This is a genomic window from Pseudomonas sp. MCal1 (genome assembly GCF_026341415.1).
Taxonomy (GTDB): Bacteria; Pseudomonadota; Gammaproteobacteria; order Pseudomonadales; family Pseudomonadaceae; genus Aquipseudomonas.
Genome location: NZ_JAKUMP010000005.1, coordinates 155021 through 181062 on the forward strand (window position 1 = coordinate 155021; position 26042 = coordinate 181062).

The following is a 26042-nucleotide window of genomic DNA, read 5'->3' on the forward strand; positions in this document are numbered from 1 at the left end:
CACGAGATCCCGCACCGATGAACAACGCTCTGTCCCAGCTTCAGCCCTACCCGTTCGAAAAGCTCCGCGCCCTGCTCGGCAGCGTCACGCCAAACCCGGACAAGCGCCCGATCGCACTGTCCATCGGTGAACCGAAGCACCGCTCGCCAAGCTTTGTCGCCGAGGCGCTGGCGAACAATCTGGATCAGATGGCGGTGTACCCGACCACTCTCGGTATCCCGGCCCTGCGCGAAGCCATCGCCGCCTGGTGCGAGCGTCGTTTCAACGTGCCGGGCGGCTGGATCGACCCGGCGCGCAACGTGCTGCCGGTCAACGGCACCCGTGAAGCACTGTTCGCCTTTACCCAGACCGTGGTCAACCGTGGCGACGACGCGCTGGTGGTCAGCCCGAATCCGTTCTATCAGATCTACGAGGGCGCGGCGTTCCTCGCCGGCGCCAAGCCGCACTACCTGCCGTGCCTGGACGAGAACGGCTTCAACCCGGACTTCGACGCGGTTTCGCCGGACATCTGGAAGCGCTGCCAGATCCTGTTCCTGTGCTCGCCGGGCAACCCGACCGGCGCGCTGATCCCGGTCGACGTGCTGAAAAAGCTGATCGCCCTGGCCGACGAATACGACTTCGTGATCGCCGCCGACGAGTGCTACAGCGAACTGTACTTCGACGAGCAGACGCCACCGCCGGGCCTGCTCAGTGCCTGCGCCGAACTGGGTCGCAAGGACTTCAAGCGTTGCGTGGTGTTCCACAGCCTGTCCAAGCGCTCGAACCTGCCGGGCCTGCGCTCGGGCTTTGTTGCCGGTGATGCCGACATCCTCAAGGGTTTCCTGCTGTATCGCACCTACCACGGTTGCGCGATGCCGGTTCAGACCCAGCTGGCCAGCGTTGCCGCGTGGAACGATGAAGTGCATGTACGCGCCAACCGTGCGTTGTATCGCGAGAAGTTCGATGCGGTGCTGGCGATCCTCAGCCCGGTGATGGACGTGCAACGCCCCGATGGCAGCTTTTACCTGTGGCCGAATGTGCAGGGCGACGATGCCGCATTCTGCCGCGATCTGTTTGCCGAAGAGCACGTGACTGTGGTGCCGGGTTCGTACCTGTCCCGTGACGTCGATGGCGTCAATCCGGGTGCCGGGCGCGTACGCATGGCGCTGGTTGCGCCGCTGGCGGAATGCGTCGAGGCAGCCGAGCGCATCCGCGACTTCGTCCTGCGCCACAAGTAATGTGTTTCGCCCGTGCCGGGCAATCCGGCACGGGCGGTCAAATATCACGCAACACTTCCTCCGTTTTTCATACCTCGCTTTTGCGCAGCCAGACGTTAGTCTTGAGCCGCGCCCTTTTGCGCATCAACTGAAATTGATCTTCAACTTCAAGGAAGAAGTGAACAATGAAAGAACTTCTGGATTGCCAACTGATTCAGTGGCCTGACGATCAGGCTGCTTACACAGCCGCCATCAACGAGAACCCGGCGAATGCCGGCACCCCAACCACACCCGGCACTCGCCGCAAACGCTCCGTGGTCGATTACTCGAAACTCTGGGCCAATGGTCGCACGTTGAAAATCGCGTTCATGGATGCACCCGATGCCGCTCGTAAAACAGGGATTATCAATGCAGCCAGCAAATGGCTGCCTTATATCAATCTCAAGTTTGAATTCGTCGACGATCTGAAGGGTGATATCCGCATCGCCACCCGAAACAATGACAACAGTTCAATGCTGGGCACCGATGCACTTCTGATTCATCCCGACCATCCGACAATGAACCTGGGCGTCACGCCGGACCATGCCGACTTCGAGGTCATCGTAATGCACGAGTTCGGCCATGCGCTGGGCGCCATGCATGAGCATCAGCACCCACAAGCCAATATTCCATGGGATAAACCCAAGGTGTACGCGTTTTATCAGAATCGGGAAATGAATCCACTGACCCGCGAACAGGTCGACTACAACCTGTTCGCGTCCTTTGATACGCGGGATGCGCTTTATCTTGCCTACGACAAGCGTTCGATCATGCATCACCCCGTATCGAACGACCTGACGATCGGCGACTGGGAAGTTCCGATAAACCGCAAGATCAGCAAAAAAGACAAACAGTTGATGAAGCTGCTTTATCCAAAATAAACCGGACGCTTCATACGCAAAAGTTCGCCACGCGCAGCGCCTGGCGAACTTGAACTGAACCGCACCCACTGACATCGAACATCGGTCGACTGATATCCGAGGCGCGTCAGTGGCTTATTTGACCTGCCCCAGATTCGCCTCACTCAAGTCCAGCTCGCCCAGCACCTCACGCAACACGTCGTCACCAATCTGGTGCTGACGGCTGAGGCTGTACAACTCGAGGCGTTGCGCACGCAGTGCCTTGAGTCGCAGACGACGCTCCAGCAGATCCATCTGGAACGCCAGAGCCTGGGCTTCGGCCGAGTCATTGAAGACTTCCAGTTGATGGCGGTATTCGGACATGATCCGCGCCTTGAGCTCCGCTGCCAGCGCGGCTTGCGCGGCGTCCTGCGGGTTGACCTCTTCGGTCTCCAGCGCATGGATCGCCGCTTCCGCCGTCTTGCGCCAGGCGTCGCGCACTTCCTGGCGGCGCTTGTCGTCCGGGCTCTTTTCGATGCCGCGCAACAGCAAAGGCAGCGCAATACAGGCCGCCACCAGCGACAACAGGATCACCCCGGCGGCGATGAAGATCAGCAGATCGCGCTCGGGGAACGCCTCGCCACCCATCAGCATCGGTACCGACATCACACCTGCCAGGGTCACCGCCCCGCGCACGCCACCGACGGTCAGCAGCCAGCAGGACCGGGCCGTCGGCACTTGCGTCAGATCACCCTTGCCGCGCACGCGGCGCAGCAACACCGACAGCCGCCAGATGCTCTGCACCCAGATGAAGCGCAACAACACCAGCGCCAGGAAAATCGCCACCACATCGAGACAGCGATAGAACAGGGTCGGCCACAATGACGTCTCGTGGCTGACCACCGCTTTAATGATGTCCGGCAGTTGCAGGCCGAGCAGCAGAAAGATCAAACCGTTGAAGGCGAACTCCAGCAACGACCAGACGCTGCGGTTGAGCAACCGGGTGCTGGTCTGGCGCGGCAGCAGATCGAGCCAGCTCTGCATCATCCCCGCCGCCACCGCCGAAAGAATGCCTGACGCGCCAAGCCGTTCGGCCAGCACGTAAGCGGCAAACGGCAACAGCAACATGAACACCACGTGGGTCGCCGGATCGTCCCAGCCCCGGGCGATCATCCAGGCGCGCAACCGGCCGACCAGCCAGCTCAGCGCCACGCCGACCGCCAGCCCGCCGACCGCGACCAGCACGAAGGTCAGGCTGGCATTGGCCAGGGAAAACGCACCGGTGACCGCCGCTACCAGCGCGAATTTGAACGTCACCAGACCCGACGCATCGTTCATCAACGCCTCGCCCTGCAGCATGTGCATCAGCGGCGTGGGCAAGCGGTTCTGGGAAATCGCCGAGACCGCCACGGCGTCGGTCGGGGACAGCACCGCCGCCAGCGCGAAGGCCACCGGCAGCGGAATCGTCGGCAGCAACCAGTGAATGAAGTAACCGGCCCCGACCACGGTAAACAGCACCAACCCGACCGCCAGCGTGAGTACCGGGCCGCGCAAGCGCCACAGTTCACGCTTGGGCATGCGCCAGCCATCGGAAAACAGCAGCGGCGGCAAGAACAGAAACAGGAACAGTTCGGGATCAAGGGCCACGTGCAGACCGAGGGTCGGCCAGGCCAGCAAGGCACCGGCGGCGATCTGTACCAGTGGCAGCGGCAGCGGAATCACCCGTCCAACCAGGCGCGAGACACTGACCAGCATCAGCAGGATCAGGACGGTATAAGCGGTTTGCATAAAGCGGAAATCCCGGACAATCGACAGCGTTGAACTGCCATATTAGCCGCTCAGGCTGTGAATGACCGTTGCACCTATGTCGCAGGCACCCTCAGCAGAAGCAACCTCGGCGCCGCGAAACCGTCTGGTCATGGCATAATCCGACACCATTTTTTTCCAGCACCTGTAAAGGGGGCGATTCCTTGACCGTTTCAAGCAAAACGTTGCACCTTTTCGGCATCAAAGCCTGCGACACCATGAAAAAGGCGCGCACCTGGCTCGATGAACACGCTGTCAGCTATGACTTCCACGATTACAAGACCGCCGGCATTGACCGTGAGCACCTGACCCAATGGTGCGACGAGCATGGCTGGCAAACGGTGTTGAACCGCGCAGGCACGACCTTTCGCAAACTCGACGACGAACGCAAAGCCGATCTCGACCAGTCGAAAGCCATCGAGCTGATGCTCGCTCAACCCTCGATGATCAAGCGTCCGGTGCTCGATCTCGGTGACCGAACCCTGATTGGCTTCAAGCCAGATATCTACGCGGCCGCACTCAAGTAAGCAGCCCGTCACTTTTTGTAGAGGTATTCACATGTCCAACTCCCTGTTCAGTATCGCCTTCGGTGTCGGCACCCAGAACCGTCAAGGCGCGTGGCTGGAAGTGTTCTACGCTCAGCCACTGTTGAACCCTTCGGCCGAACTGGTTGCCGCTGTTGCACCGATCCTCGGCTACACCGAAGGCAACCAGGCCATCACCTTCACCACCGCCCAGGCTGCGCAACTGGCTGAAGCCGTGAAAGGCATCGACGCGGTACAAGGCAAGCTGCTGACCCGTCTGGCTGAAAGCCACAAGCCGCTGGTCGCGACCCTGCTGGCCGAAGACACTCAGCTGACTTCCACCCCTGAGGCTTACCTGAAGCTGCACCTGCTGTCCCATCGTCTGGTCAAGCCGCACGGCGTAAGCCTGGCCGGGATCTTCCCGCTGCTGCCGAACGTGGCCTGGACCAGCCAGGGCGCCATCGACCTGAGCGAACTGGCCGAGCTGCAACTCGAAGCCCGTCTGCGTGGCGAATTGCTGGAAGTGTTCTCGGTGGACAAGTTCCCGAAAATGACCGACTACGTGGTACCGGCCGGCGTGCGTATCGCTGACGCCGCACGACTGCGCCTGGGCGCCTACGTGGGCGAAGGCACTACCGTGATGCACGAAGGTTTCATCAACTTCAACGCCGGCACCGAAGGCCCGGGCATGATCGAAGGCCGCGTCTCCGCTGGCGTGTTCGTCGGCAAGGGTTCGGACCTGGGCGGCGGCTGCTCGACCATGGGCACCCTGTCGGGCGGCGGCAACATCGTGATCAAGGTCGGCGAAGGCTGCCTGATCGGCGCCAACGCCGGTATCGGTATCCCGTTGGGCGACCGCAACACCGTGGAGTCGGGCTTGTACGTGACCGCCGGCACCAAGGTTGCACTGCTGGACGAGCACAACAACCTGGTCAAAGTGGTCAAGGCCCGTGAACTGGCCGGTCAGACCGACCTGCTGTTCCGTCGCAATTCGGAAACCGGCGCCGTGGAGTGCAAGACCCACAAATCGGCGATCGAACTGAACGAAGCGCTGCACGCTCACAACTAAGCAGCACATTGATAACCTGTGGGAGCGCGCTTGCTCGCGAAGCTTTTTGGCGTCCTCAAGGACGCCTTCGCGAGCAAGCTCGCTCCCACAGGGTCAGGCGTATACCAGATGATGATTCCCTCCCCCTGGCGCGCCGATTTCCCGGCCATCGCCGCCCTGCAACGGCAAGACCAGACTTACCTGGACAACGCCGCCACCACGCAAAAACCCCAGGCCCTGCTCGATGCGCTGGCGCATTACTACGCCAATGGCGCAGCCAACGTGCACCGTGCCCAGCACCTGCCCGGCGCCCACGCCACGCAGGCGTTCGAGGACAGTCGCCTGAAGGTTGCCCAGTGGCTGAATGCCGGTGACAGCGGGCAGATCATCTTCACCCACGGCGCCACCAGTGCGCTGAACCTCCTGGCGTATGGCCTGGAACATCTTTTCCATCCGGGCGATGAAATTGTCATCAGCGCCCTGGAGCATCACGCCAACCTGCTCCCATGGCAGCAACTGGCCCAACGTCGCGACCTGAAGCTGGTAATCCTGCCGCTGGACGATGACGGCGTGATCGACCTCGCTGCCGCCGTTCACCTGATCGGCCCGCGCACTCGTTTGCTGGCGGTCAGCCAGTTGTCCAACGTGCTTGGCGCGTGGCAACCGCTGCCGGCGCTGCTGGCGATGGCCAAGGCGCATAACGCGCTGACCGTGGTCGATGGCGCTCAAGGCGTGGTCCATGGCCGGCATGACGTGCAGGCGCTGGGTTGCGACTTTTATGTGTTTTCCAGCCACAAGCTTTACGGCCCCGATGGCCTCGGCGTGCTGTTCGGACGCAACCCGGCGCTGGAGCAACTTCGCCCGTGGCAGTTCGGTGGCGAAATGGTGCTGGAAGCCAATTACCACGACGCACGTTTCCGCCCGGCGCCACTGGGCTTCGAGGCCGGAACGCCGCCGATTGCCAGCGTGATCGGCCTCGGTGCGACCCTCGACTATCTGGCCGGCCTTGATCAGGACGCGGTGTCCGCCCACGAAGCCGCACTGCACGATTACCTGTTGCGTGGCCTCGCCGCTCGCAATGGCATTCGTCTGCTGGGCAAACCGCAGCTGGCGCTGGCCAGTTTTGTCGTCGAAGGCGTGCACAACGCCGATCTCGCGCACTTGCTGACCGAACAAGGCATCGCCGTGCGTGCCGGGCATCACTGCGCGATGCCGCTGCTCAAACGTTTCGAGCTGGCCGGGGCGATTCGTGTGTCGCTGGCGCTGTACAACGATTCCGAAGATCTGGAGCGGTTTTTTGAAGCGCTGGATCAGGCGCTGGAGTTGTTGCGATGAGCCTGCCGGTCGAAGCCGCCGAAGCGCTGCAAACGTTTCAGAACGCCGCTGGATGGGAACAGCGTGCGCGGCTGTTGATGCAGTTTGGTGATCGCCTGCCGCTGCTGAGCGACGCAGACAAATGCGAGGCCAATCGGGTGCACGGCTGTGAAAGTCAGGTGTGGCTGGTTGGCGAGTTGCGCGACGGCCGCTGGCAGTTTGCGGCCAGCAGCGATGCGCGGATGATTCGCGGGTTGGTCGCGTTGTTGCTGTTGCGGGTCAACGGTTTGACCGCCGGCGAATTGCAGCAGGTGGATCTGCCGGACTGGTTCAATCAATTGGGACTGTCGCGGCAGTTGTCGCCGTCGCGCAGCAATGGCTTGAATGCCGTGTTGCAGCGGATGCGTGAACTCGCTCTTGACTGATCGTTAACACGTCGAGGCGTCGAACCGTCTGCGTGGGAATGCCTCAACGGACGCTCCGCGCTCGGCTCTTGATTTGGGACGCGGAGCGTCCCGGGCTGCATTCCCACGCGGAGCGTGGGAACGATCGGTCACTGGTCAGGCCTGAGGCTTGACTCGATCCGCCGGGCGCCGGACACCCGCCACAATCTTGTCCACCGCCTTGGTCGCCGCGACCATGCCGAATGTCGCCGTCACCATCATCACCGCACCAAACCCGCCGGCGCAGTCCAGCTTCACGCCGTCACCGACAAAACTCTTCTGCAGGCAAATGCTGCCGTCCGGCTTCGGATAGCGCAGTTGTTCGGTGGAGAACACACACGGCACGCTGTAGTGACGGGTCACGGTACGCGAGAAGCCGTAGTCGCGGCGCAACGTTGAGCGCACTTTCGAGGCCAGCGGATCGTTGAAGGTGCGGTTGAGGTCGCAGACCTGAATCAGCGTCGGATCGATCTGCCCGCCAGCGCCGCCGGTGGTGATGATCTGGATCTTGCGGCGCTTGCACCAGGCGATCAGCGCAGCCTTGGCGTTGACGGCGTCGATGCAGTCGATCACGCAGTCGATGTTCGGCGTGATGTATTCGGCCATGGTGTCGCGGGTGACGAAGTCCGCCACCGCGTGCACCTTGCAGTCCGGGTTGATACCGCGCAGACGCTCGGCCATCACTTCGACCTTGGGCTTGCCGACGGTGCTGTCCAGCGCGTGCAACTGACGGTTGGCGTTGCTGACGCAGACGTCGTCGAGGTCGAACAGCGAAATCTCGCCCACCCCACAGCGGGCCATCGCTTCCGCCGCCCAGGAACCGACGCCGCCAACGCCGACTATCGCCACATGGGCTGCACGCAGGCGCTCAAGACCCTCGATGCCATACAAACGGGCGATGCCTGCAAACCGCGGATCTTCTGTACTCATGACCATTACCCTGAAAACCGGCGCGCATTATAGGGCCGTCGGCGGCCAAGAGCATCTTTGCGCTATGAACGGCGAACACGCCTGCTTTAATTAACGCTGTACGTAACAAAGATTTGTCTTACACGCTGAAACGAAAGAACTTAAGTCGGGTTGGATTGCCCAACATCCGGCATTTCCCTGTCTTTTGTAGGACTCGGCGAACTGCCGGTGTAGGATGCGCGCCCTCTTGGCGTCAACCAGCCGACCCTTCGTTCCACAGCCTTTGGAACCCGACACAGCTATGTCATCGCGTAAATTTGGACTCAACCTGGTGGTGGTTCTGGCAATCGCCGCCCTGTTCACCGGTTTCTGGGCGCTAATCAATCGCCCCGTCTCCGCGCCGAACTGGCCGGAGCAGATCTCCGGTTTCTCCTATTCACCGTTCCAGCAGGGACAGTTCCCACAGAAAGATCAGTATCCGTCCGACGATGAAATGCGCCGCGACCTGGAGATCATGAGCAAGCTGACGGACAACATCCGTATCTACTCGGTCGACGGTTCCCTGCAGGACATCCCGAAACTGGCGGAAGAATTCGGACTGCGCGTGACCCTGGGGATCTGGATCAGCCCCGACCAGGAACGCAACGAGCGGGAAATCACCCGCGCCATCGAACTGGCCAATACCTCACGCAGCGTGGTTCGCGTAGTGGTCGGCAACGAGGCGATCTTCCGCAAGGAAATCACCGCCAAAGAACTCAGCGTACTGCTCGACCGGGTGCGCGCGGCCGTGAAAGTGCCGGTGACCACCTCCGAACAGTGGCACGTCTGGGAAGAACACCCGGAGCTGGCCAAGCACGTCGACCTGATCGCCGCGCACGTTCTGCCCTACTGGGAATTCATCCCGGTGGACAAGGCCGGGCAGTTCGTTTTCGACCGCGCCCGCGACCTGAAAAAGATGTTCCCGAAAAAACCGCTGCTGCTGTCCGAGGTGGGCTGGCCGAGCAACGGCCGCATGCGCGGTGGCGCCGATGCGTCGCCGGCGGATCAGGCGATCTACCTGCGCACGCTGGTCAACAAGCTCAACCGCCAGGGCTTCAACTACTTCGTGATCGAAGCGTTTGACCAACCCTGGAAGGCCAGCGACGAAGGTTCGGTCGGCGCTTACTGGGGCGTATTCAACGCCGCGCGTCAGCAGAAATTCAACTTCGAAGGCCCGGTGGTGGCGATCCCGCAATGGCGCGTGCTGGCCATCGGTTCGGTGGTGCTGGCGCTGTTGTCGCTGACTCTGCTGATGATCGACGGCTCGGCCCTGCGCCAGCGCGGCCGTACCTTCCTGACCTTTATCGCGTTCCTCTGCGGTTCGGTGCTGGTGTGGATCGGTTACGACTACAGTCAGCAATACAGCACGTGGTTCAGCCTGACGGTGGGCTTCCTGCTGGCGCTCGGTGCGCTCGGGGTGTTCATCGTGCTGTTGACCGAGGCCCACGAACTGGCCGAGGCGGTGTGGATTCACAAGCGTCGCCGTGAATTCCTGCCGGTGGTCGGCGATTCGGACTACCGCCCGAAAGTCTCGATCCACGTGCCGTGCTACAACGAGCCGCCGGAGATGGTCAAACAGACCCTCGACGCCCTGGCCAACCTCGACTATCCGGACTTTGAAGTCCTGATCATCGACAACAACACCAAGGACCCGGCGGTCTGGGAACCGGTGCGCGACTACTGCGAAACCCTCGGCCCGCGCTTCAAGTTCTTCCACGTCTCGCCCCTGGCCGGTTTCAAGGGCGGCGCGCTGAACTACCTGATTCCGCACACTGCCAAGGACGCCGAAGTGATCGCGGTGATCGACTCCGACTACTGCGTGCACCCGAACTGGCTCAAGCACATGGTGCCGCACTTCGCCGACCCGAAAATCGCCGTGGTGCAGTCGCCGCAAGATTACCGCGACCAGAACGAAAGCACCTTCAAGAAGCTCTGCTATGCCGAATACAAAGGCTTCTTCCACATCGGCATGGTCACTCGCAACGATCGCGACGCGATCATCCAGCACGGCACCATGACCATGACCCGTCGTTCGGTTCTGGAAGAACTGGGCTGGGCCGACTGGTGCATCTGCGAAGACGCCGAACTCGGTCTGCGGGTATTCGAAAAAGGCCTGTCGGCGGCGTACTACCACGACAGTTACGGCAAGGGTCTGATGCCGGACACCTTCATTGACTTCAAGAAGCAGCGTTTCCGCTGGGCCTATGGTGCGATCCAGATCATCAAGCGTCACACCCGCAGCCTGCTGCGCGGCAAGGACACCGAACTGACTCGCGGCCAGCGCTACCACTTCCTCGCGGGCTGGCTGCCATGGGTCGCGGACGGCATGAACATCTTCTTCACCGTCGGCGCACTGTTGTGGTCGGCGGCGATGATCATCGTGCCGCAACGGGTCGACCCGCCGCTGCTGATCTTCGCGATTCCGCCGCTGGCGCTGTTCGTGTTCAAGGTCGGCAAGATCATCTTCCTCTACCGTCGCGCCGTGGGCGTGAACCTGAAGGATGCGTTCTGCGCGGCACTGGCAGGTCTGGCGTTGTCGCACACCATCGCCAAAGCGGTGCTGTATGGCTTCTTCACCAGCAGCATTCCGTTCTTCCGCACCCCGAAAAACGCTGACAACCATGGCTTCTGGGTGGCGATTTCCGAGGCCCGGGAAGAGCTGTTCATCATGCTGCTGTTGTGGGGCGCGGCGCTGGGGATCTACCTGGTGCAGGGCATTCCGAGCAACGACATGCGCTTCTGGGTGGCCATGCTGCTGGTGCAGTCGCTGCCGTACGTGGCGGCGCTGATCATGGCGTTCCTGTCGTCGCTGCCAAAACCTGCGGCTGCGCCTGAACCGGCACCGGTGGTCTAAATCCTTGCGGATGCACTAAACGGCGGCCAATGGTCGCCGTTTTGCTTTAAGATAACCGCCATTTTGCAGGGCCAAGGCCCCGATGGCCTGCCACTAGACCTGTGGGAGCGAGCTTGCTCGCGATGAGTCCGTCACATTCAACACTTATGTTGAACAGGACATCGTCATCGCGAGCAAGCTCGCTCCCACATTTACAGCATCCGGAGTTTTCCATGACGGCCCACGCCGACCTTTCGCCGACCCTCCAACTCGCCATCGACCTGATCCGCCGTCCGTCCGTGACGCCGGTCGACGCCGATTGCCAGAAGCAGATGATGCAGCGCCTGGGCGATGCCGGTTTCCAGCTGGAACCGATGCGCATCGAAGATGTGGATAACTTCTGGGCGACTCACGGCACAGGCGACGGCCCGGTGCTGTGCTTCGCCGGTCACACCGATGTGGTGCCGACCGGCCCGGTGACCGCCTGGCAGATCGACCCGTTCAACGCGGTGATCGACGAGCACGGCATGCTTTGCGGTCGTGGCGCGGCGGACATGAAAGGCAGCCTGGCCTCGATGACTGTGGCAGCCGAGCGTTTTGTCGCCGACTACCCGGATCACAAGGGCAAGGTCGCGTTCCTGATCACCAGCGACGAAGAAGGCCCGGCGCATCACGGCACCAAGGCGGTGGTGGAACGTCTGGCAGCCCGTAACGAGCGACTGGACTGGTGCATCGTCGGCGAGCCATCGAGCACCACGCTGGTGGGCGACGTGGTGAAGAACGGTCGTCGCGGCTCCCTCGGCGCCAAACTGACCGTGCGCGGCGTGCAGGGCCACGTGGCCTATCCGCACCTGGCGAAGAACCCGATCCACCTCGCTGCCCCGGCCCTGGCCGAACTGGCCGCCGAGCATTGGGATCACGGCAACGATTTCTTCCCGCCGACCAGTTTCCAGATTTCCAACGTCAATTCCGGCACCGGCGCTACCAACGTGATCCCGGGTGATCTGGTGGCGTTGTTCAACTTCCGTTTCTCCACCGAATCGACCGTCGAAGGCCTGCAGAAACGCGTTGCCGACATCCTCGACAAGCACGGTCTGGACTGGCATATCGACTGGGCGCTGTCCGGTCTGCCGTTCCTCACCGAGCCGGGCGCACTGCTCGACGCGGTGTCGTCGAGCATCAAACAGATCACCGGCCGCGAGACCAAGCCGTCCACCAGTGGCGGAACCTCCGACGGTCGTTTCATCGCGACCATGGGCACGCAGGTTGTCGAACTGGGCCCGGTCAACGCGACCATCCACCAGGTCAACGAGCGCGTGCTGGCGGCCGATCTCGATGTGCTGACCGAAATCTACTACCAGACCCTGATCAAGTTGCTCGCCTGATGCTCGCGTGCCCGATCTGCAGTGAACCGCTGAACGCGGTGGACAACGGCGTGGCCTGCCCCGCCGGCCACCGCTTCGACCGTGCGCGTCAGGGTTACCTGAATCTGCTGCCGGTGCAGCACAAGAACAGCCGCGATCCCGGCGACAATCAGGCGATGGTCGAGGCCCGCCGCGATTTCCTGAACGCAGGCCATTACGCGCCGGTGGCCAAACGTCTGGCGGAACTGGCGGCGAGTTATGCGCCGGCCCGTTGGGTCGACATCGGTTGTGGCGAGGGTTACTACACCGCGCAGATCGCCGAGGCCTTGCCGGACGCTGATGGCTACGCACTGGATATCTCGAAGGAAGCCGTCAAACGCGCCTGCAAACGCAATCCGGCGCTGACCTGGTTGATTGCGAGCATGGCCCGCGTGCCCTTGGCTTCCGGCAGCTGCCAGTTTCTGGCCAGCGTTTTCAGTCCGCTGGACTGGGAGGAAGCCAAGCGCCTGCTCAGCGTTGGCGGCGGCCTGATGAAAGTCGGCCCGACCAGCGGCCATCTGATGGAACTGCGCGAACGCCTGTACGACGAAGTACGCGAGTACACCGACGACAAGCACCTGACCCTGGTGCCGGAAGGCATGGCGCTGACGCACAGTGAAACCCTGGAATTCAAACTGACGCTGGACAAGCCCGAGGATCGCGCCAACCTGCTGGCGATGACGCCCCACGGCTGGCGTGCCAGTGCCGAGCGCCGTGCGGCGGTGATCGAGCAGGCCGAGCCGTTCGTGACCACCGTATCGATGCGCTACGATTATTTCGTTCTTCAATAACTTTTGGACTCGGGCAAGTAGCCCGGGGCCGGCTAAATCCGCGAATGGATTTTTCAGACCCGCAGTGAGGACATCCATGCGCCAACCGGACATCGAGATTTACCTGAAAGACGCCGACGTCGACCACAAGGCCATTTCCGCCTGGCTGGGCGCCGCCCTTGGCCCGTGCAGCGAATGGGTACAGAAAGGCCAGACGTACAAGTGCAAGGCCGGCAACATCCCCGTGACCTGGCTGCCGAAAGCCGTGGGCAAGTGGAACAGCCTGTACCTGGAAAGCGATGCGACCCCATGGGACGACGACATTGCCTGCGCCCGCGCCGCGTTCGCCGCGCTGAACGTCGAAGTACGCTGCGCGCCGGGGACGTGGGTTGAAGAAGAAGGTGAAGAGACGGCGGATCGCTGGATCCGGATCAGCGCCGATGGTGAAGAAGAGATCACCTGGAAGACTGCGTAACAGACAATGCACAAAACCTGTGGGAGCGAGCTTGCTCGCGATTGCGGTCGGACATTCAACATCAATGTTGACTGAAAGGGCCCCATCGCGAGCAAGCTCGCTCCCACAGTGTTTTTGGTGTTCTGAAGATTTGCGTTACAGACCTACAACGTCTTCAGCCTGCAACCCCTTCTGCCCTTCCACCACCGCGTATTCAACCTGCTGCCCCTCGGTCAGCGAACGGTGGCCTTCGCCGCGAATCGCGCGGTAGTGCACAAACACGTCCACCCCGTCTTCGCGCTGAATGAAGCCGTAGCCCTTGGCGTCGTTGAACCACTTCACGTTGCCGGTTTCACGTGTTGCCATCTGTTCATACTCCTTTTTTATTATTGAACAGGCTTTTCGCAGGAAAGCCTTTGCGGAACGTCAGCCTGCGTCCGACGTCCATAAAAGGGCCCCGGCGACAGACCGCCGAGTATATGACAGGCGACGAAACTCTCAACAGGAGATTACTTCGCCGCTTTTTTGCCGATTTTCCATGAATCCGGCACACTATCGACCGCCCGAGCAAACGCTCGGTTTATTCACTCACGCAGAAGCCGTATGACCCGTTCCCCGTTCCGCCGTCTTGTGTTTGGCACCTTGCGCCGACTGTTGTATCTCTGGGTTCGCTCCGAGACGATCAACCAGTCGTCGTTCACCCTCAACCTCGACCGCAGTCGTCCGGTGTTCTACGTCCTGCAAAATCCATCGCTGACTGATCTGGCGGTGGTCGACACCGAGTGCACCAAGGCCGGCCTGCCGCGCCCGGTGCTGCCGGTGTCCGTGGGTTCGCTGATCGAGCCGGCGGCGTTTTTCTACCTGACGCCGGACCCGGACTGGCTCGGCCGCCAGGACAAGCGCGGCGCACCGCCGACCCTGACCCGACTGGTCAGCGCCCTCAGCCAGAACGCTGCCGAAGACGCGCAGATCATTCCGGTCAGCGTGTTCTGGGGCCAGTCGCCGGACAGCGAAAACAGCCCGTGGAAACTGCTGTTTGCCGACAGCTGGGCTGTCACCGGGCGCCTGCGTCGGCTGCTGAGCATCATGATTCTGGGGCGCAAGACCCGCGTGCAGTTCTCGGCGCCGATCCACCTGCGCGAACTGATCGAGCACAACAAGGGCCACGAACGCACCGTGCGCATGGCCCAGCGGATCCTGCGGGTACACTTCCGCAACCTGAAAGCTGCGGTGATCGGCCCGGACATTTCCCACCGCCGTAACCTGGTCAAAGGCCTGCTCAACCAGCCGTTGGTCAGGCAGGCGATCCTCGACGAAGCCGAGCGCGAAAACATCTCGCCGGAAAAAGCCAAGGCCCAGGCCCTGCGCTACGGCAACGAGATTGCCTCGGACTACACCTACACTGCGATCCGTTTTCTGGAAGTGGTGCTGAGCTGGTTCTGGAACAAGATCTACGACGGGATCAAGGTCAACCACATCGAAGGCGTGCAGGCGGTCGCCCAGGGCCACGAAGTGATCTACGTGCCGTGCCACCGCAGCCACATCGACTACCTGCTGCTGTCGTACTTGCTGTTTCGCAACGGCCTGACCCCGCCGCACATCGCCGCCGGGATCAACCTCAACATGCCGGTGATCGGCAGCCTGCTGCGCCGTGGCGGGGCATTCTTCATGCGCCGCACGTTCAAGGGCAATCCGCTGTATACCTCGGTGTTCAACGAATACCTGCACACCCTGTTCACCAAAGGTTTCCCGGTCGAGTATTTCGTCGAGGGCGGTCGCTCGCGCACCGGACGCATGCTGCAACCGAAAACCGGGATGCTCGCGATCACGATGCGCAGCTTCCTGCGTTCGTCGCGGATGCCGATCGTGTTCGTGCCGGTGTACATCGGTTATGAGCGGGTGCTCGAAGGCCGGACCTACCTCGGCGAACTGCGCGGCGCGAGCAAGAAGAAAGAATCGATCTTCGACATCTTCAAAGTCATTGGCGCGCTCAAGCAGCGTTTCGGCCAGGTGGCGGTGAACTTCGGCGAGCCGATCAAACTCGCGGAATTCCTCGACAGTGAACAGCCGGGCTGGCGCCAGCAGGAACTCGGTCCGCAGTTCAAACCGGCATGGCTCAACGAAACCACCAATCGTCTTGGCGAAAAAGTCGCGCAGCACTTGAACGAAGCAGCAGCGATCAACCCGGTCAACCTGGTGGCGCTGGCGCTGCTGTCGACCACTCGTCTGGCGCTGGATGATCGGGCCATGGCGCGGGTGCTGGATCTGTATCTGGCGCTGTTGCGCAAGGTCCCGTACTCGCCGCACACCACCCTGCCGGAGGGTGATGGCCGGGCATTGATCGAACACGTCAAAGACATGGATCTGCTGTCCGAGCAAAACGATGCGCTGGGCAAGATTCTCTATCTGGACGAGCAGAACGCCGTCCTGATGACCTACTACCGCAACAACGTGCTGCATATCTTCGCCCTGCCGGCGCTGCTGGCGAGCTTCTTCCAGAGCACTTCGCGCATGAGCCGCGAGCAGATCCTGCGTTACACCCGCGCGCTGTATCCGTATCTGCAAGCGGAGCTGTTCATCCGCTGGAGCCTGGACGAACTGGATGCGGTGATCGATCAGTGGCTGGAGGCTTTCGTCGAACAAGGCCTGCTGCGCTTCGAGAAAGACGTGTACCTGCGCCCGGCGCCGAGCTCGCGGCATTTCGTGCTGCTGACGTTGCTGTCGAAGAGCATTGCCCAGACCCTGCAACGCTTTTACATGACGGTTTCACTGCTGCTCAACAGCGGCCAGAACAGCATCAGCGCCGAAGAACTGGAAGACCTGTGCACGGTCATGGCCCAACGCCTGTCGATCCTGCATGGCCTGAACGCGCCGGAGTTTTTCGACAAGAGCCTGTTCCGTCACTTTATCCAGACGATGCTCGATCTTGATGTGCTGCGTCGCGACGAAGCAGGCAAGTTGAGTTATCACGAACTGCTAGGCGAACTGGCCGAGGGCGCGGCCAAACGGGTGTTGCCGGCGGAGATTCGATTGTCGATCCGCCAGGTGGCGCTACATCGCAGTGAGGATGCGGCGGAAACTGCAACCTCGCCGACTTCCTGAAACTTGAGGACAACTAACCGGAAGACCGGATCGTTTTCCAGTTAGTTGTTTTATGAATTAATGGGCTCTTTTTAATCGATAAGGAAATCGATATGAGCCTGATTGATGAATCCGCCCAGACCATCAATATAACGTTCAGCCTTCCACCTGACTTCAATGCCCCTCTCGACGGAAACAATGAAACCGTTGTCGATGTTCAACGGGTCAACACCCGGCAAACAACAAACATCAAACACTGGCGACATCCCTCCATTGTCGGCGGCCAGTGGAACTTCCGGTTCCCGCACCGACACAGTGAAGTCAGCGTCAAATACCGCATCACCATCCAGTTGTTTCACAATCGACAACCCTTGCTACTGGAGCAGGCACATTTCGTCATTGTTCATCAGGCGCCCCATCGCCAGACGCTGCATCTGAGTCCGATCGGTTACCTGTACGTTGAAGTGCAGGAACCCAAAATGATTCCCCCCGAACAGGCAATCACCATCAGCCTGCATGAAAACGAAAGTCCCGATGTCGAACTGGCGCGCGTTTCTCACGATGAGGAAACTGCCACTTCGTTTTATCTTAAATATGATCCGGAGCATGTGGTGCCGGGCAAACGGTATGCACTGACGGGAATAGAAAACAGGTATCACCAACGGCTGTCCGTATTTCCTGAAGATATTGAACTTGTACCTGCGACACGTGCGCCCCGATCGCGCCTGTCGGGGATGATCAATCAGTGGCTGAATGAACCGTTACGTTTGCTCACTGACTCATTATCCAAAATCCGCTAGATTTCTCTGGGCGCCCCTCTGGCGCTCAAGTCTTTTGAGGTCCCCATGAAAAAACTTTCTCTTCTCGCCGCCGCCACCTTGTTGAGCGCTTGCCAATCCATCACACCGAGCGGCAAAGCGAGCCTCGACGGCGAAGTGTTCTACCTGCAGCGCATCGCCCTGCCGCCAAGTGCGACCTTGAGCGTGAGCCTGCAGGACGTTTCGCTGGCCGATGCGCCGGCCGTCGTGCTCGATGAACAGAAAGGCCCGATCAAGGGACAAGTGCCGCTGCCGTTCCATTTGAGCTACGATCCGACCCAGGTCAAACCCGGCCACCGCTACTCGGTCAGCGCACGCATCGAAGTCAACGGCGAGCTGATGTTCATCACCACCGAAAACCATGCCGTGCAGCTCGATGGCAAGGATCCCCAGCCGCTGAAGATCCGCGTCGACGCTGCCCGCTAACGCACCCATGAATAAGGAAGCCTTCATGCTCCGCCCTACCCTTCGCTTCGCCGGCCTGTGCGCGGGCCTGATGATCTCCGCCAGCGCCATGGCCCTGTCCCTCAGCGACCTGTCGCAAGGCGACGCCACCGGCGGCCTCAAGGATGCTCTGACCCAGGGCGCGCAACTGGCCGTCAAACAACTCGGCACTCCGGGCGGCTTCAGCAACAATCCGGACGTGAAGATCGAACTGCCGGGCAAACTCGGCAAAGTCGCCGGCAAGATGAAAGCCTTCGGCATGGGCGCCCAGGTCGAGGAACTGGAAACCGCCATGAACAAGGCTGCGGAAACCGCCGTCACCCAGGCCCAGCCGATCCTCGTCGACGCCGTGAAGAAAATGAGCGTGGAAGACGCCAAGGGTATCCTCAGCGGCGGCAACGACTCCGCCACCCGATACCTGGACAAATCCAGCCGCGAACAGATCCGCACCAAGTTCCTGCCCATCGTCAAACAGGCGACCGACAAAGTCGGCGTAGCCCAGAAATACAACGCCTTCGCCGGCCAGGCCGCGACCTTCGGGGTGGTCGATGCGAAGAGCGCCAACATCGAAAGCTACGTGACCGAACAAGCGCTGAACGGCCTGTTCGAGATGATCGGAAAACAGGAAGAAACCATCCGCAAGAACCCGGCTGCTGCGGCGACGAGTCTGGCGAAAAAAGTGTTCGGTACCCTCTAAACCGGCACCACACGGGAGTGAGCTTTTTCACTCCCGTTGTTCAATCCGTCGCCAGCAGACACACGTAAAAAGTACACCCACTCGCGTCCCATTTTTTTCTTCTCGAAAACCTGCAGTTCAACCAACCCGCTCAACGTCAACACCGCTGTGTTGTAGGCACAACCAAGATGCTCCTTGACGTCCCCGCCGTAAATTCCTTCGCCACCCCGCTCCTGGCCACCTGATAAATCGACCGCTGTCGCTCTGTCAGCCGATCAAAAAAGCCCGAACAGGTCAGCCAGCGTTCGAAGCCTTCGCTGTACGCCACACTCTTGCGGTACACATCGGTAAAACCCTCCACCGCCCGCAAAATCACCGAACACTGAAACTCGATGAAGTACGTCAGGTCGAGCTCATCAGCCTCGCTGTGCAAATACGACCGCCCGTACTTTACCGGCGCGTTGCGCAGTAAAAGACTGATCGCGATATAGCGAAACGCCGAAAACTCGTGCTTGAACATGAACCAGTAAAACAGCGCCCTGGCGACCCGCCCGTTGCCATCGCGAAAGGGATGTTCATAGCCCAGGGCAAAGTGCAGCGTGATCGCCTTGATCAGCGGGTGCAGGTAGTTTTTTTGTCGAGGTGAGCCCTGTGGTTGATTGATCCACTGCGAGAGCAAATCCAGTCGCCTCACCAATCCGACCGCAGGCGGTGGCGAGTGCACGGTATTCCCTTCGCCGTCCTGCACCACCACTTCATCGTTCGTCCTGAAAAGCCCGGGGTCGTACTGCTCGTCATCAATACCCTCGACACCGACCCGATGCATCGACGCAATCAACTCCACGCTCAAAGGTTCGTAACGTTTTTCCCAGGCGAAATTCATCATCCGGTAATTACCCATGACCATCCGCTCATCCGGCGTACGCGGCTGACGCCGTTGCTTGAGCATGTCCTTGGCGACACGAGTGGTGGTCGCGGCGCCCTCCAGCTGACTGCTACTGATCGCCTCATCCTCGATCAAATCGTTGAGCAGATAACTGAAATGCGCCCGCTCGCCTATCTGGCTGGTCATGTATTCCAGCGATGCCGTCGTGGTTTGCCGATCAACCACTGAAAGGGCCTTCTGCGCGGTTGGCGTCGGCACAAACTTCCCCCACTGCGCCGGCTCCCCCAGAGGCAGAAGATGAATGTACTGAGCGGCCCGCGCCTTCTTGACCAGCGCCCAACACAAACGCGAATCCAGCCCGCTGGCCCAGCGATACCGCAAATCCTCAAAAGGCAGATACCGTCCCTGATCATCCAGCGGCTTGAGCAGCGCAAGATAATCCGCCAGACGCTGCTTGTGAGGCGGTCGCATCAATAACTCAAAGACCGGATCGGCCCGACCCTTCAATACTGGCGGTTTCTTCATCAACGCTGCTCAACCAAGGCTGAAAAACAGCATCGAGTACAGCACCGCCCACACAGCGACTCAATATCGGAGGCTTCTGGAAAACTTGTAGGAGGCGTCGCAGAGTCCTACACCATTGTTTTGCTCAGCTGTCAGGCTGACATCGCCAGCAGGCCAGATCCGACAGGATTGAGTTTAACCGATAGATCATGGTCGGCAGACAGGCCGCCACGCTCAAAAGGTTTCAGGACTCCTTACGCACCCTGAACCAAGCCGCATACAACGCCGGCAAAAACAAAAGCGTCAGAGCAGTAGCAACAATCAACCCGCCCATGATCGCCACCGCCATCGGCCCGAAGAACACACTGCGTGAAAGCGGAATCATCGCCAGCACCGCCGCCAGCGCCGTCAACACAATCGGCCGGAACCGCCGCACGGTCGCCTCGATGATCGCCTGCCAGGGCTTGAGCCCCGCCGCAATATCCTGCTCGATCTGATCCACCAGAATCACCGAGTTACGCATGATCATCCCCGACAACGCGATCGTCCCGAGCATCGCCACAAACCCGAACGGCTGACGGAATACCAGCAGAAACAGCGTCACCCCGATCAACCCCAAAGGCGCGGTCAGAAACACCATCGCCGTGCGTGAGAAACTGCGCAGCTGCACCATCAGCAACGTCAACACCACGACAATGAACATCGGCACACCGGCGTTCACCGACTTCTGCCCCCGTTCCGAATCTTCCACCGTACCGCCGACATCCAGCAGATAGCCGTCCGGCAATTGGGCACGGATCGGATCAAGCGTCGGCATGATCTGCTTCACCAGCGTCGCCGGCTGCTCCTTGCCATAGATGTCCGCGCGCACGGTCACGTTCGGCAAGCGATTGCGGTGCCAGATGATGCCTTCCTCGAAGCCATATTCCAGCGTGGCGATCTGCGACAGCGCGACGCTGCGACCGTTGTCGGTCGGCACCGCCAGACTGGGCAGCAACGACAGCTCGGTGCGCTCGTGCACGGTGCCGCGCAGGAGGATTTCGATCAGTTCGTTGTCCTCGCGATACTGGCTGACGCTGGAACCGGTCAGCGAACTCTGGAGGAATTTCGCCAGATTTGCCGTGCTCACGCCCAGCGCCCGGGCGCGATCCTGATCGATGTTCAGATACACGACCTTGCTCGGTTCTTCCCAGTCCAGATGCACGTTCACCACATGCGGATTCTCACGCACCTTGGCCGCGACTTTCCGGGCCAGTGCACGAACTTCTTCGATGTGCTCGCCGGTGACGCGGAACTGCACCGGATAGCCAACCGGAGGACCGTTTTCCAGGCGCGTGACCCGCGAGCGCAGGGCCGGGAACTGCTCGTTCAAAGTGTCGATCAACCACGTGCGCAGCGCTTCGCGCTCCTCGATGGTTTTTGCCAAAACGACGAACTGAGCAAAACTCGCCGCCGGCAGTTGTTGATCCAGCGGCAGGTAGAAACGCGGCGAACCGGTGCCGACGTAAGCGACAAAGTTGTCGATGCCGGCGTGATCCTTGAGCATCGCTTCCAGGCGTTTGACCTCGCCCGTGGTATTGGCCAGCGAGGCGCCTTCGGCAAGTTTCAAATCGACCATCAACTCCAGTCGCCCGGAAGCCGGGAAGAACTGCTGCGGCACGAACCGGAACAACGCCACCGATGCCACGAACAGCAGCACAGTGAGCACGATCACGGTTTTGCGCCGACGCACGCACCACTCCACCAGACGCCGCACCCGTTGGTAGAACGGAGTGCCGTAGGGGTCAGCATGGCCGTCAGCGGCCCCGTGTTTGGCCGCATGAATTTTCGCCAGATCCGGCAGGAGCTTTTCTCCCAGATATGGCACGAACACCACAGCCGCCACCCACGATGCGAGCAAAGCGATGGTCACCACCTGGAAGATCGAGCGAGTGTATTCGCCGGTGCCGGACTGCGCCGTGGCAATCGGCAGAAATCCTGCGGCGGTGATCAGCGTACCGGTGAGCATCGGGAACGCGGTGCTGGTCCAGGCATAACTGGCAGCCTTGATCCGGTCGAAACCCTGCTCCATTTTGATCGCCATCATTTCCACGGCGATGATCGCGTCGTCCACCAGCAAACCCAGCGCCAGCACCAGCGCGCCGAGGGAAATCTTGTGCAGGCCGATGCCGAGGTAATACATGCAGGCGAACGTCATCGCCAGCACCAGCGGAATCGTCAGCGCCACCACCATGCCGGTGCGCACGCCGAGGGAGAAGAAGCTCACCAGCAATACGATGGCCAACGCCTCGACCAGCACCTGGACGAACTCGCCGACACCGGTTTTCACGGCTGCGGGTTGATCGGAGACCTTGCGCAACTGCATTCCGGCCGGGAGGTTTTTCTGGATTCGGGCGAACTCGATTTCCAGGGCCTTGCCCAGCACCAGAATGTCGCCGCCGTCCTTCATCGCCACCGCAAGACCGATAGCGTCTTCGCCCATGAAGCGCATGCGCGGCGCCGGAGGATCATTGAAACCGCGCCGCACATCGGCGACATCGGAAATGCGGAACGTACGATCACCGACCCGGATCGGGAAGTTCCTGATCTCCTCGACTGTCTGAAAATTCCCTGAAACCCGCAGCTGCAATCGCTCGCTGCCGGTTTCGAAGAAGCCGGCGGTGGACACCGCATTCTGTTCTTCCAGCGCCTGCTGCACGGCTGCCAGCGGCAAGCCGAGGGTGGCGAGTTTGACGTTGGACAGCTCGACCCAGATCTTCTCGTCCTGCAAACCGAGCAGATCGACCTTGCCCACATCCTTGACCCGTTGCAGCTGGATCTGGATGCGATCGGCGTAATCCTTTAACACCGCGTAGTCGAAACCGTCACCGGTCAGCGCATAGATATTGCCGAAGGTGGTGCCGAACTCATCGTTGAAAAACGGTCCCTGAATGCCCGGCGGCAAGGTCTGGCGAATATCGCTGACCTTCTTGCGCACCTGATACCAGAGATCGGGAATCTCCACCGAATGCATCGAGTCACGGGCGATGAACGTGACCTGGGATTCACCGGGGCGCGAGAACGAAACAATTCGCTCGTACTCACCGGTTTCCATCAGTTTCTTTTCGATGCGCTCGGTGACCTGACGCGAGACTTCCTGGGCCGTGGCGCCCGGCCAACGGGTCTGGATCACCATGGCCTTGAAGGTGAACGGCGGATCTTCACTCTGGCCGAGCTTGGTGTAGGACAAGGCGCCGACGATCGCCAGCAAAAGCATCAGGAACAGTACGATCTGACGATTGCGCAACGCCCAGGCGGAAAGATTGAAACCCATCGGGGATTACTCCTTGTCCGCCAGATTGACCACGCGGTTGGAGCGATCCACCGGACGCACCTGCTGACCTTCCAGCAGCACATGGACGCCAGCGGCGACCACCCAGTCGCTGGCGTTCAGGCCTTCGAGCACGGGCACGGTTTTCTCACCGAACGGGCCGGTGCGCACCGGAGTCTTTTTCAAAGTGTTGTTGGCGCTGACGACCCAGACGTAGGTCGCGCCGTTTTCGGCGGTCAGCGCCGAGAGCGGCACCGACAGCGGGATGACATCGGCGGTCTGCACGAAAACCCGGGCGCTCTGGCCCAGTTCTGCCGGGACTTTGCCGGAGGTGAATGAAATGCGTGCAGCGAAGGTGCGGGATTTCGGATCGGCGGCCGGCGACAGTTCGCGGATCTGCCCGGCGAAGCGCTGGTTCTGTTGCGTCCACAGTTCCACCGAGACTGGCTGGCCGACCTTGAAGCGACCGAAGCTCTGCTCCGGCAGGCTGATCAGCACTTCACGCTCGCCGTCAGTGGCGAGGGTGAAAACGGTCTGTCCGGCGGCGACCACTTGCCCGACTTCCACCGAGCGTTTGGCCACCACGCCATCCTGAGGCGCGCGCAGCACGGCGTAACTGGCCTGATTGGTCGAGACGTTGAATTCGGCCTTGATCTGTTTGAGGCGGGCTTCACCGGAACGGTAGAGGTTCTCGGCATTGTCGTAGGCTGAGCGGCTGACCATCTGCCGTTCCATCAGGGTCTTGTAGCGATCGCGCTCGGCGCGCACCAGGTTCAGATTGGCTTCGGCAGCCGCGACCTGGGCCCGGGTGGCTTCCAGTTGCAGGCGTACATCCTGCGGATCAAGTTCGGCGAGCGGTTGATCGGCCTTCACGCGCTGCCCCTCGTCGACCAGTCGTCGGCTGACTTTGCCGCCGATGCGGAACGCAAGATCGGGTTCGTAGCGGGCGCGAACCTCGCCCGGATAACTTTCCATCGCCTGCGCCGAAGGCTCTGGCTGCACCACCATGGCCGGTCGCACGCTGACTTGCGTCACCTCTTCCTTGCCACACGCCGACAAAAAAAACGCCAGACTGACTGTCACCGCAAAGGACAACGCATGGCGGAACATGGTGAAGGACCTTTCGCTAAGGAGGCTTGGAATAATTATACTGGCCGGTATGTTATTAATAGCAAACTCACCAGTCCAGTATTAAAAGCGAAGAATGTCGAACAATCTTTCCACTCCAAACGGCCCTGGCCGACCGAAGGATCCGGCCAAGCGCCAGGCGATTCTGGAGGCGGCGAAAATCCTGTTTCTGAGTCATGGCTATGCCAACACCAGCATGGACGCGGTTGCCGCCGAGGCGGGCGTATCGAAACTGACGGTCTACAGCCATTTCAACGACAAGGAGACGCTGTTCTCTGCCGCCGTGGTGGCCAAATGCGAGGAGCAATTGCCGCCACTGTTCTTCGAATTGCCGGAAGGCATCGCGGTGGAAAATGTGTTGCTGAACATTGCGAGAGGCTTTCACCACCTCATCAACAGCGATGAATCGGTGAACCTGCATCGCCTGATCATGGCGCTGGGAAGTCAGGATCCGAAGCTGTCGCTGATCTTCTTCGAGGCCGGTCCCCAGCGCATGGTGCAAGGCATGGAACGTTTGCTGCGGCGGATTCACGAAACCGGTGTGCTAAGCATCGACAACCCGCACAACGCCGCCGAGCACTTCTTTTGCCTGATCAAGGGCGCGGGGAATTTCCGGCTGTTATACGGCTGCGGAGAACCGCTGACCGGTGAGGCGGCGGAAAGTCATGTGCAGGAGGTGGTCGGGCTGTTCATGCGGGCCTATCGACCCTGATTTCTGCGGCGTCTGCACTGACGCTTTCGCTGGCAAGCCAGCGATTAGGGACGACTCGGTCTCAGGGCTTGAGCGCTTTCTTCGGGTAGATGTCGTAACGGCTGGATTTGCCATCAAGCGCATGACTCGGTTTCGGCCCTTCGATACACGGTGCCTTGCGCGGGCGCTTGACCACTACCCGATGCGTGGCCAGTGCCAACGCCGCTTCCAGCAAGGCCGGAGCATCCGGATCATCGCCTACCAGCGGACGGAACAGACGCATTTCCTTCTTCACCAGCGCAGTTTTCTCACGATGCGGGAACATCGGGTCGAGGTAGATCACCTGCGGCGGCTCGCCCTCCCAATTGCGCATCACCTCGATGGAATTGCCCTTGAGCAGCTTCATCCGCGCCACGATCGGCGCCACGTCGAAGTCTTCTGCCGCGCGGGCCAGACCATCCTCCAGCAAGGCGCCGATCAATGGCTGACGCTCGATCAGGCTCATCTCGCAGCCAAGACTGGCCAGTACGAACGCATCCTTGCCCAGCCCCGCCGTGGCGTCCAGCACCCGTGGACGTACGCCCTGAGCGATGCCGACCGCCTTGGCGATCATCTGTCCGCTGCCACCGCCGTACAACCGGCGATGGGCCGCGCCACCCTCGACGAAGTCGACCTGCACCGGCCCCGGCGCATCCGGTCCCAGTTGTTGCAGCTGCAAACCCTGCTCACCGACCTGCAGGGCAAACTCGCCGTCTGCCACCTGCAACGGCAGGCCCAGGCGTTGCGCCCACTGCTCGGCCTGCGCTTCGAACGTCGGGCCGAGGGCCTCGACATGGATGCGGCAGGCCGCGGGTTGCTCAATCATGGAAAACACGCTCAAAAAAGTT

At 60.8% G+C, this 26042-nt stretch carries 21 protein-coding genes and 1 pseudogene; 15 read left to right on the plus strand and 7 right to left on the minus strand.

Going from position 1 to position 26042, the window contains the following annotated elements:
* The first annotated feature begins 17 nt into the window (after positions 1 to 17).
* Both dapC and MKZ87_RS10685 read left to right on the plus strand, forming a co-directional pair.
* The gene (gene dapC / locus MKZ87_RS10680; RefSeq protein WP_085688736.1) at positions 18 to 1217 is read left to right on the plus strand and encodes a succinyldiaminopimelate transaminase; all 1200 of its coding nucleotides are present in this window, start codon (positions 18 to 20) and stop codon (positions 1215 to 1217) included.
* 164 nt (positions 1218 to 1381) lie between these two features.
* Positions 1382 to 2116 (plus strand): M12 family metallopeptidase, encoded by a 735-nt coding sequence (locus tag MKZ87_RS10685; protein ID WP_266200840.1) that lies wholly within the window; start codon positions 1382 to 1384, stop codon positions 2114 to 2116.
* Between the two features lie 114 nt (positions 2117 to 2230).
* Here MKZ87_RS10685 and MKZ87_RS10690 read toward each other — a convergent pair whose 3' ends face one another.
* Entirely contained in the window at positions 2231 to 3862 is a 1632-nt protein-coding gene (locus tag MKZ87_RS10690) for a Na+/H+ antiporter (RefSeq protein WP_266200841.1), read from the minus strand.
* A 182-nt stretch (positions 3863 to 4044) separates the two neighbouring features.
* On the opposite strand from MKZ87_RS10690, the gene MKZ87_RS10695 reads away from it, so the two are divergent.
* The 4 genes from MKZ87_RS10695 to MKZ87_RS10710 all read left to right on the plus strand — a co-directional run bounded on the left by MKZ87_RS10695 (position 4045) and on the right by MKZ87_RS10710 (position 7191).
* Positions 4045 to 4407, plus strand: a complete 363-nt coding sequence (locus MKZ87_RS10695) for an ArsC family reductase (protein WP_003222107.1) — start codon at positions 4045 to 4047, stop codon at positions 4405 to 4407.
* 31 nt (positions 4408 to 4438) lie between these two features.
* The gene (gene dapD, locus MKZ87_RS10700) at positions 4439 to 5473 is read left to right on the plus strand and encodes a 2,3,4,5-tetrahydropyridine-2,6-dicarboxylate N-succinyltransferase (RefSeq protein ID WP_085697324.1); all 1035 of its coding nucleotides are present in this window, start codon (positions 4439 to 4441) and stop codon (positions 5471 to 5473) included.
* A gap of 108 nt (positions 5474 to 5581) precedes the next feature.
* Positions 5582 to 6787 carry an aminotransferase class V-fold PLP-dependent enzyme gene (locus MKZ87_RS10705; RefSeq protein WP_085697475.1) on the plus strand — a complete coding sequence of 402 codons (1206 nt, stop codon included), beginning with the start codon at positions 5582 to 5584 and terminating at the stop codon, positions 6785 to 6787.
* The gene (locus MKZ87_RS10710; RefSeq protein WP_227234579.1) at positions 6784 to 7191 is read left to right on the plus strand and encodes a SufE family protein; all 408 of its coding nucleotides are present in this window, start codon (positions 6784 to 6786) and stop codon (positions 7189 to 7191) included. Before MKZ87_RS10705 ends, MKZ87_RS10710 begins: the two co-directional genes overlap by 4 nt.
* A gap of 135 nt (positions 7192 to 7326) precedes the next feature.
* On the opposite strand, the gene tcdA is transcribed toward MKZ87_RS10710, so the two are convergent.
* Positions 7327 to 8145 (minus strand): tRNA cyclic N6-threonylcarbamoyladenosine(37) synthase TcdA, encoded by an 819-nt coding sequence (gene tcdA, locus MKZ87_RS10715; RefSeq protein ID WP_039769652.1) that lies wholly within the window; start codon positions 8143 to 8145, stop codon positions 7327 to 7329.
* 274 nt (positions 8146 to 8419) lie between these two features.
* Here tcdA and MKZ87_RS10720 point away from each other — a divergent pair, with 274 nt between their 5' ends.
* From MKZ87_RS10720 to MKZ87_RS10735, 4 genes are all read left to right on the plus strand, one after another.
* Positions 8420 to 11011 carry a glycosyltransferase gene (locus MKZ87_RS10720; RefSeq protein WP_234204573.1) on the plus strand — a complete coding sequence of 864 codons (2592 nt, stop codon included), beginning with the start codon at positions 8420 to 8422 and terminating at the stop codon, positions 11009 to 11011.
* A 212-nt stretch (positions 11012 to 11223) separates the two neighbouring features.
* The gene (dapE, locus tag MKZ87_RS10725; protein ID WP_085697321.1) at positions 11224 to 12375 is read left to right on the plus strand and encodes a succinyl-diaminopimelate desuccinylase; all 1152 of its coding nucleotides are present in this window, start codon (positions 11224 to 11226) and stop codon (positions 12373 to 12375) included.
* Entirely contained in the window at positions 12375 to 13184 is an 810-nt protein-coding gene (locus MKZ87_RS10730; RefSeq protein ID WP_266200844.1) for a putative RNA methyltransferase, read from the plus strand. Before dapE ends, MKZ87_RS10730 begins: the two co-directional genes overlap by 1 nt.
* 76 nt (positions 13185 to 13260) lie before the next feature.
* Positions 13261 to 13638, plus strand: coding sequence for a hypothetical protein (locus tag MKZ87_RS10735; RefSeq protein WP_085697319.1), 378 nt, complete (start codon positions 13261 to 13263; stop codon positions 13636 to 13638).
* Between the two features lie 135 nt (positions 13639 to 13773).
* Here the strand turns inward: MKZ87_RS10735 and MKZ87_RS10740 are convergent, their stop codons facing one another.
* Entirely contained in the window at positions 13774 to 13983 is a 210-nt protein-coding gene (locus MKZ87_RS10740) for a cold shock domain-containing protein (protein WP_007954750.1), read from the minus strand.
* A 237-nt stretch (positions 13984 to 14220) separates the two neighbouring features.
* On the opposite strand from MKZ87_RS10740, the gene plsB reads away from it, so the two are divergent.
* From plsB to MKZ87_RS10760, 4 genes are all read left to right on the plus strand, one after another.
* The gene (plsB, locus tag MKZ87_RS10745) at positions 14221 to 16719 is read left to right on the plus strand and encodes a glycerol-3-phosphate 1-O-acyltransferase PlsB (RefSeq protein ID WP_085697318.1); all 2499 of its coding nucleotides are present in this window, start codon (positions 14221 to 14223) and stop codon (positions 16717 to 16719) included.
* Between the two features lie 92 nt (positions 16720 to 16811).
* Complete coding sequence (locus tag MKZ87_RS10750; RefSeq protein WP_266200850.1) at positions 16812 to 17498, plus strand: hypothetical protein; 687 nt, start codon at positions 16812 to 16814, stop codon at positions 17496 to 17498.
* Positions 17499 to 17543: 45 nt separating this feature from the next.
* Complete coding sequence (locus MKZ87_RS10755; protein WP_266200851.1) at positions 17544 to 17942, plus strand: YbaY family lipoprotein; 399 nt, start codon at positions 17544 to 17546, stop codon at positions 17940 to 17942.
* A 25-nt stretch (positions 17943 to 17967) separates the two neighbouring features.
* Complete coding sequence (locus MKZ87_RS10760; protein ID WP_085697315.1) at positions 17968 to 18657, plus strand: DUF4197 domain-containing protein; 690 nt, start codon at positions 17968 to 17970, stop codon at positions 18655 to 18657.
* On the opposite strand, the pseudogene MKZ87_RS10765 reads toward MKZ87_RS10760, so the two are convergent.
* From MKZ87_RS10765 to MKZ87_RS10775, 3 genes and pseudogenes are all read right to left on the minus strand, one after another.
* A pseudogene (locus tag MKZ87_RS10765) lies at positions 18654 to 20047 on the minus strand (Fic family protein). The gene MKZ87_RS10760 and the pseudogene MKZ87_RS10765 overlap by 4 nt on opposite strands.
* Before the next feature lie 223 nt (positions 20048 to 20270).
* Positions 20271 to 23339: an efflux RND transporter permease subunit gene (locus MKZ87_RS10770; protein ID WP_266200852.1), complete on the minus strand. Its 3069-nt coding sequence runs from the start codon at positions 23337 to 23339 to the stop codon at positions 20271 to 20273.
* Positions 23340 to 23345: 6 nt separating this feature from the next.
* A complete protein-coding gene (locus MKZ87_RS10775) occupies positions 23346 to 24446 on the minus strand; it encodes an efflux RND transporter periplasmic adaptor subunit (protein ID WP_266200853.1) in 1101 nt (366 codons plus the stop codon).
* A 94-nt stretch (positions 24447 to 24540) separates the two neighbouring features.
* On the opposite strand from MKZ87_RS10775, the gene MKZ87_RS10780 reads away from it, so the two are divergent.
* A complete protein-coding gene (locus MKZ87_RS10780; protein WP_085697311.1) occupies positions 24541 to 25176 on the plus strand; it encodes a TetR/AcrR family transcriptional regulator in 636 nt (211 codons plus the stop codon).
* Between the two features lie 61 nt (positions 25177 to 25237).
* On the opposite strand, the gene MKZ87_RS10785 is transcribed toward MKZ87_RS10780, so the two are convergent.
* Positions 25238 to 26020, minus strand: a complete 783-nt coding sequence (locus MKZ87_RS10785; RefSeq protein ID WP_416383549.1) for a class I SAM-dependent methyltransferase — start codon at positions 26018 to 26020, stop codon at positions 25238 to 25240.
* Positions 26021 to 26042 lie beyond the last annotated feature (22 nt).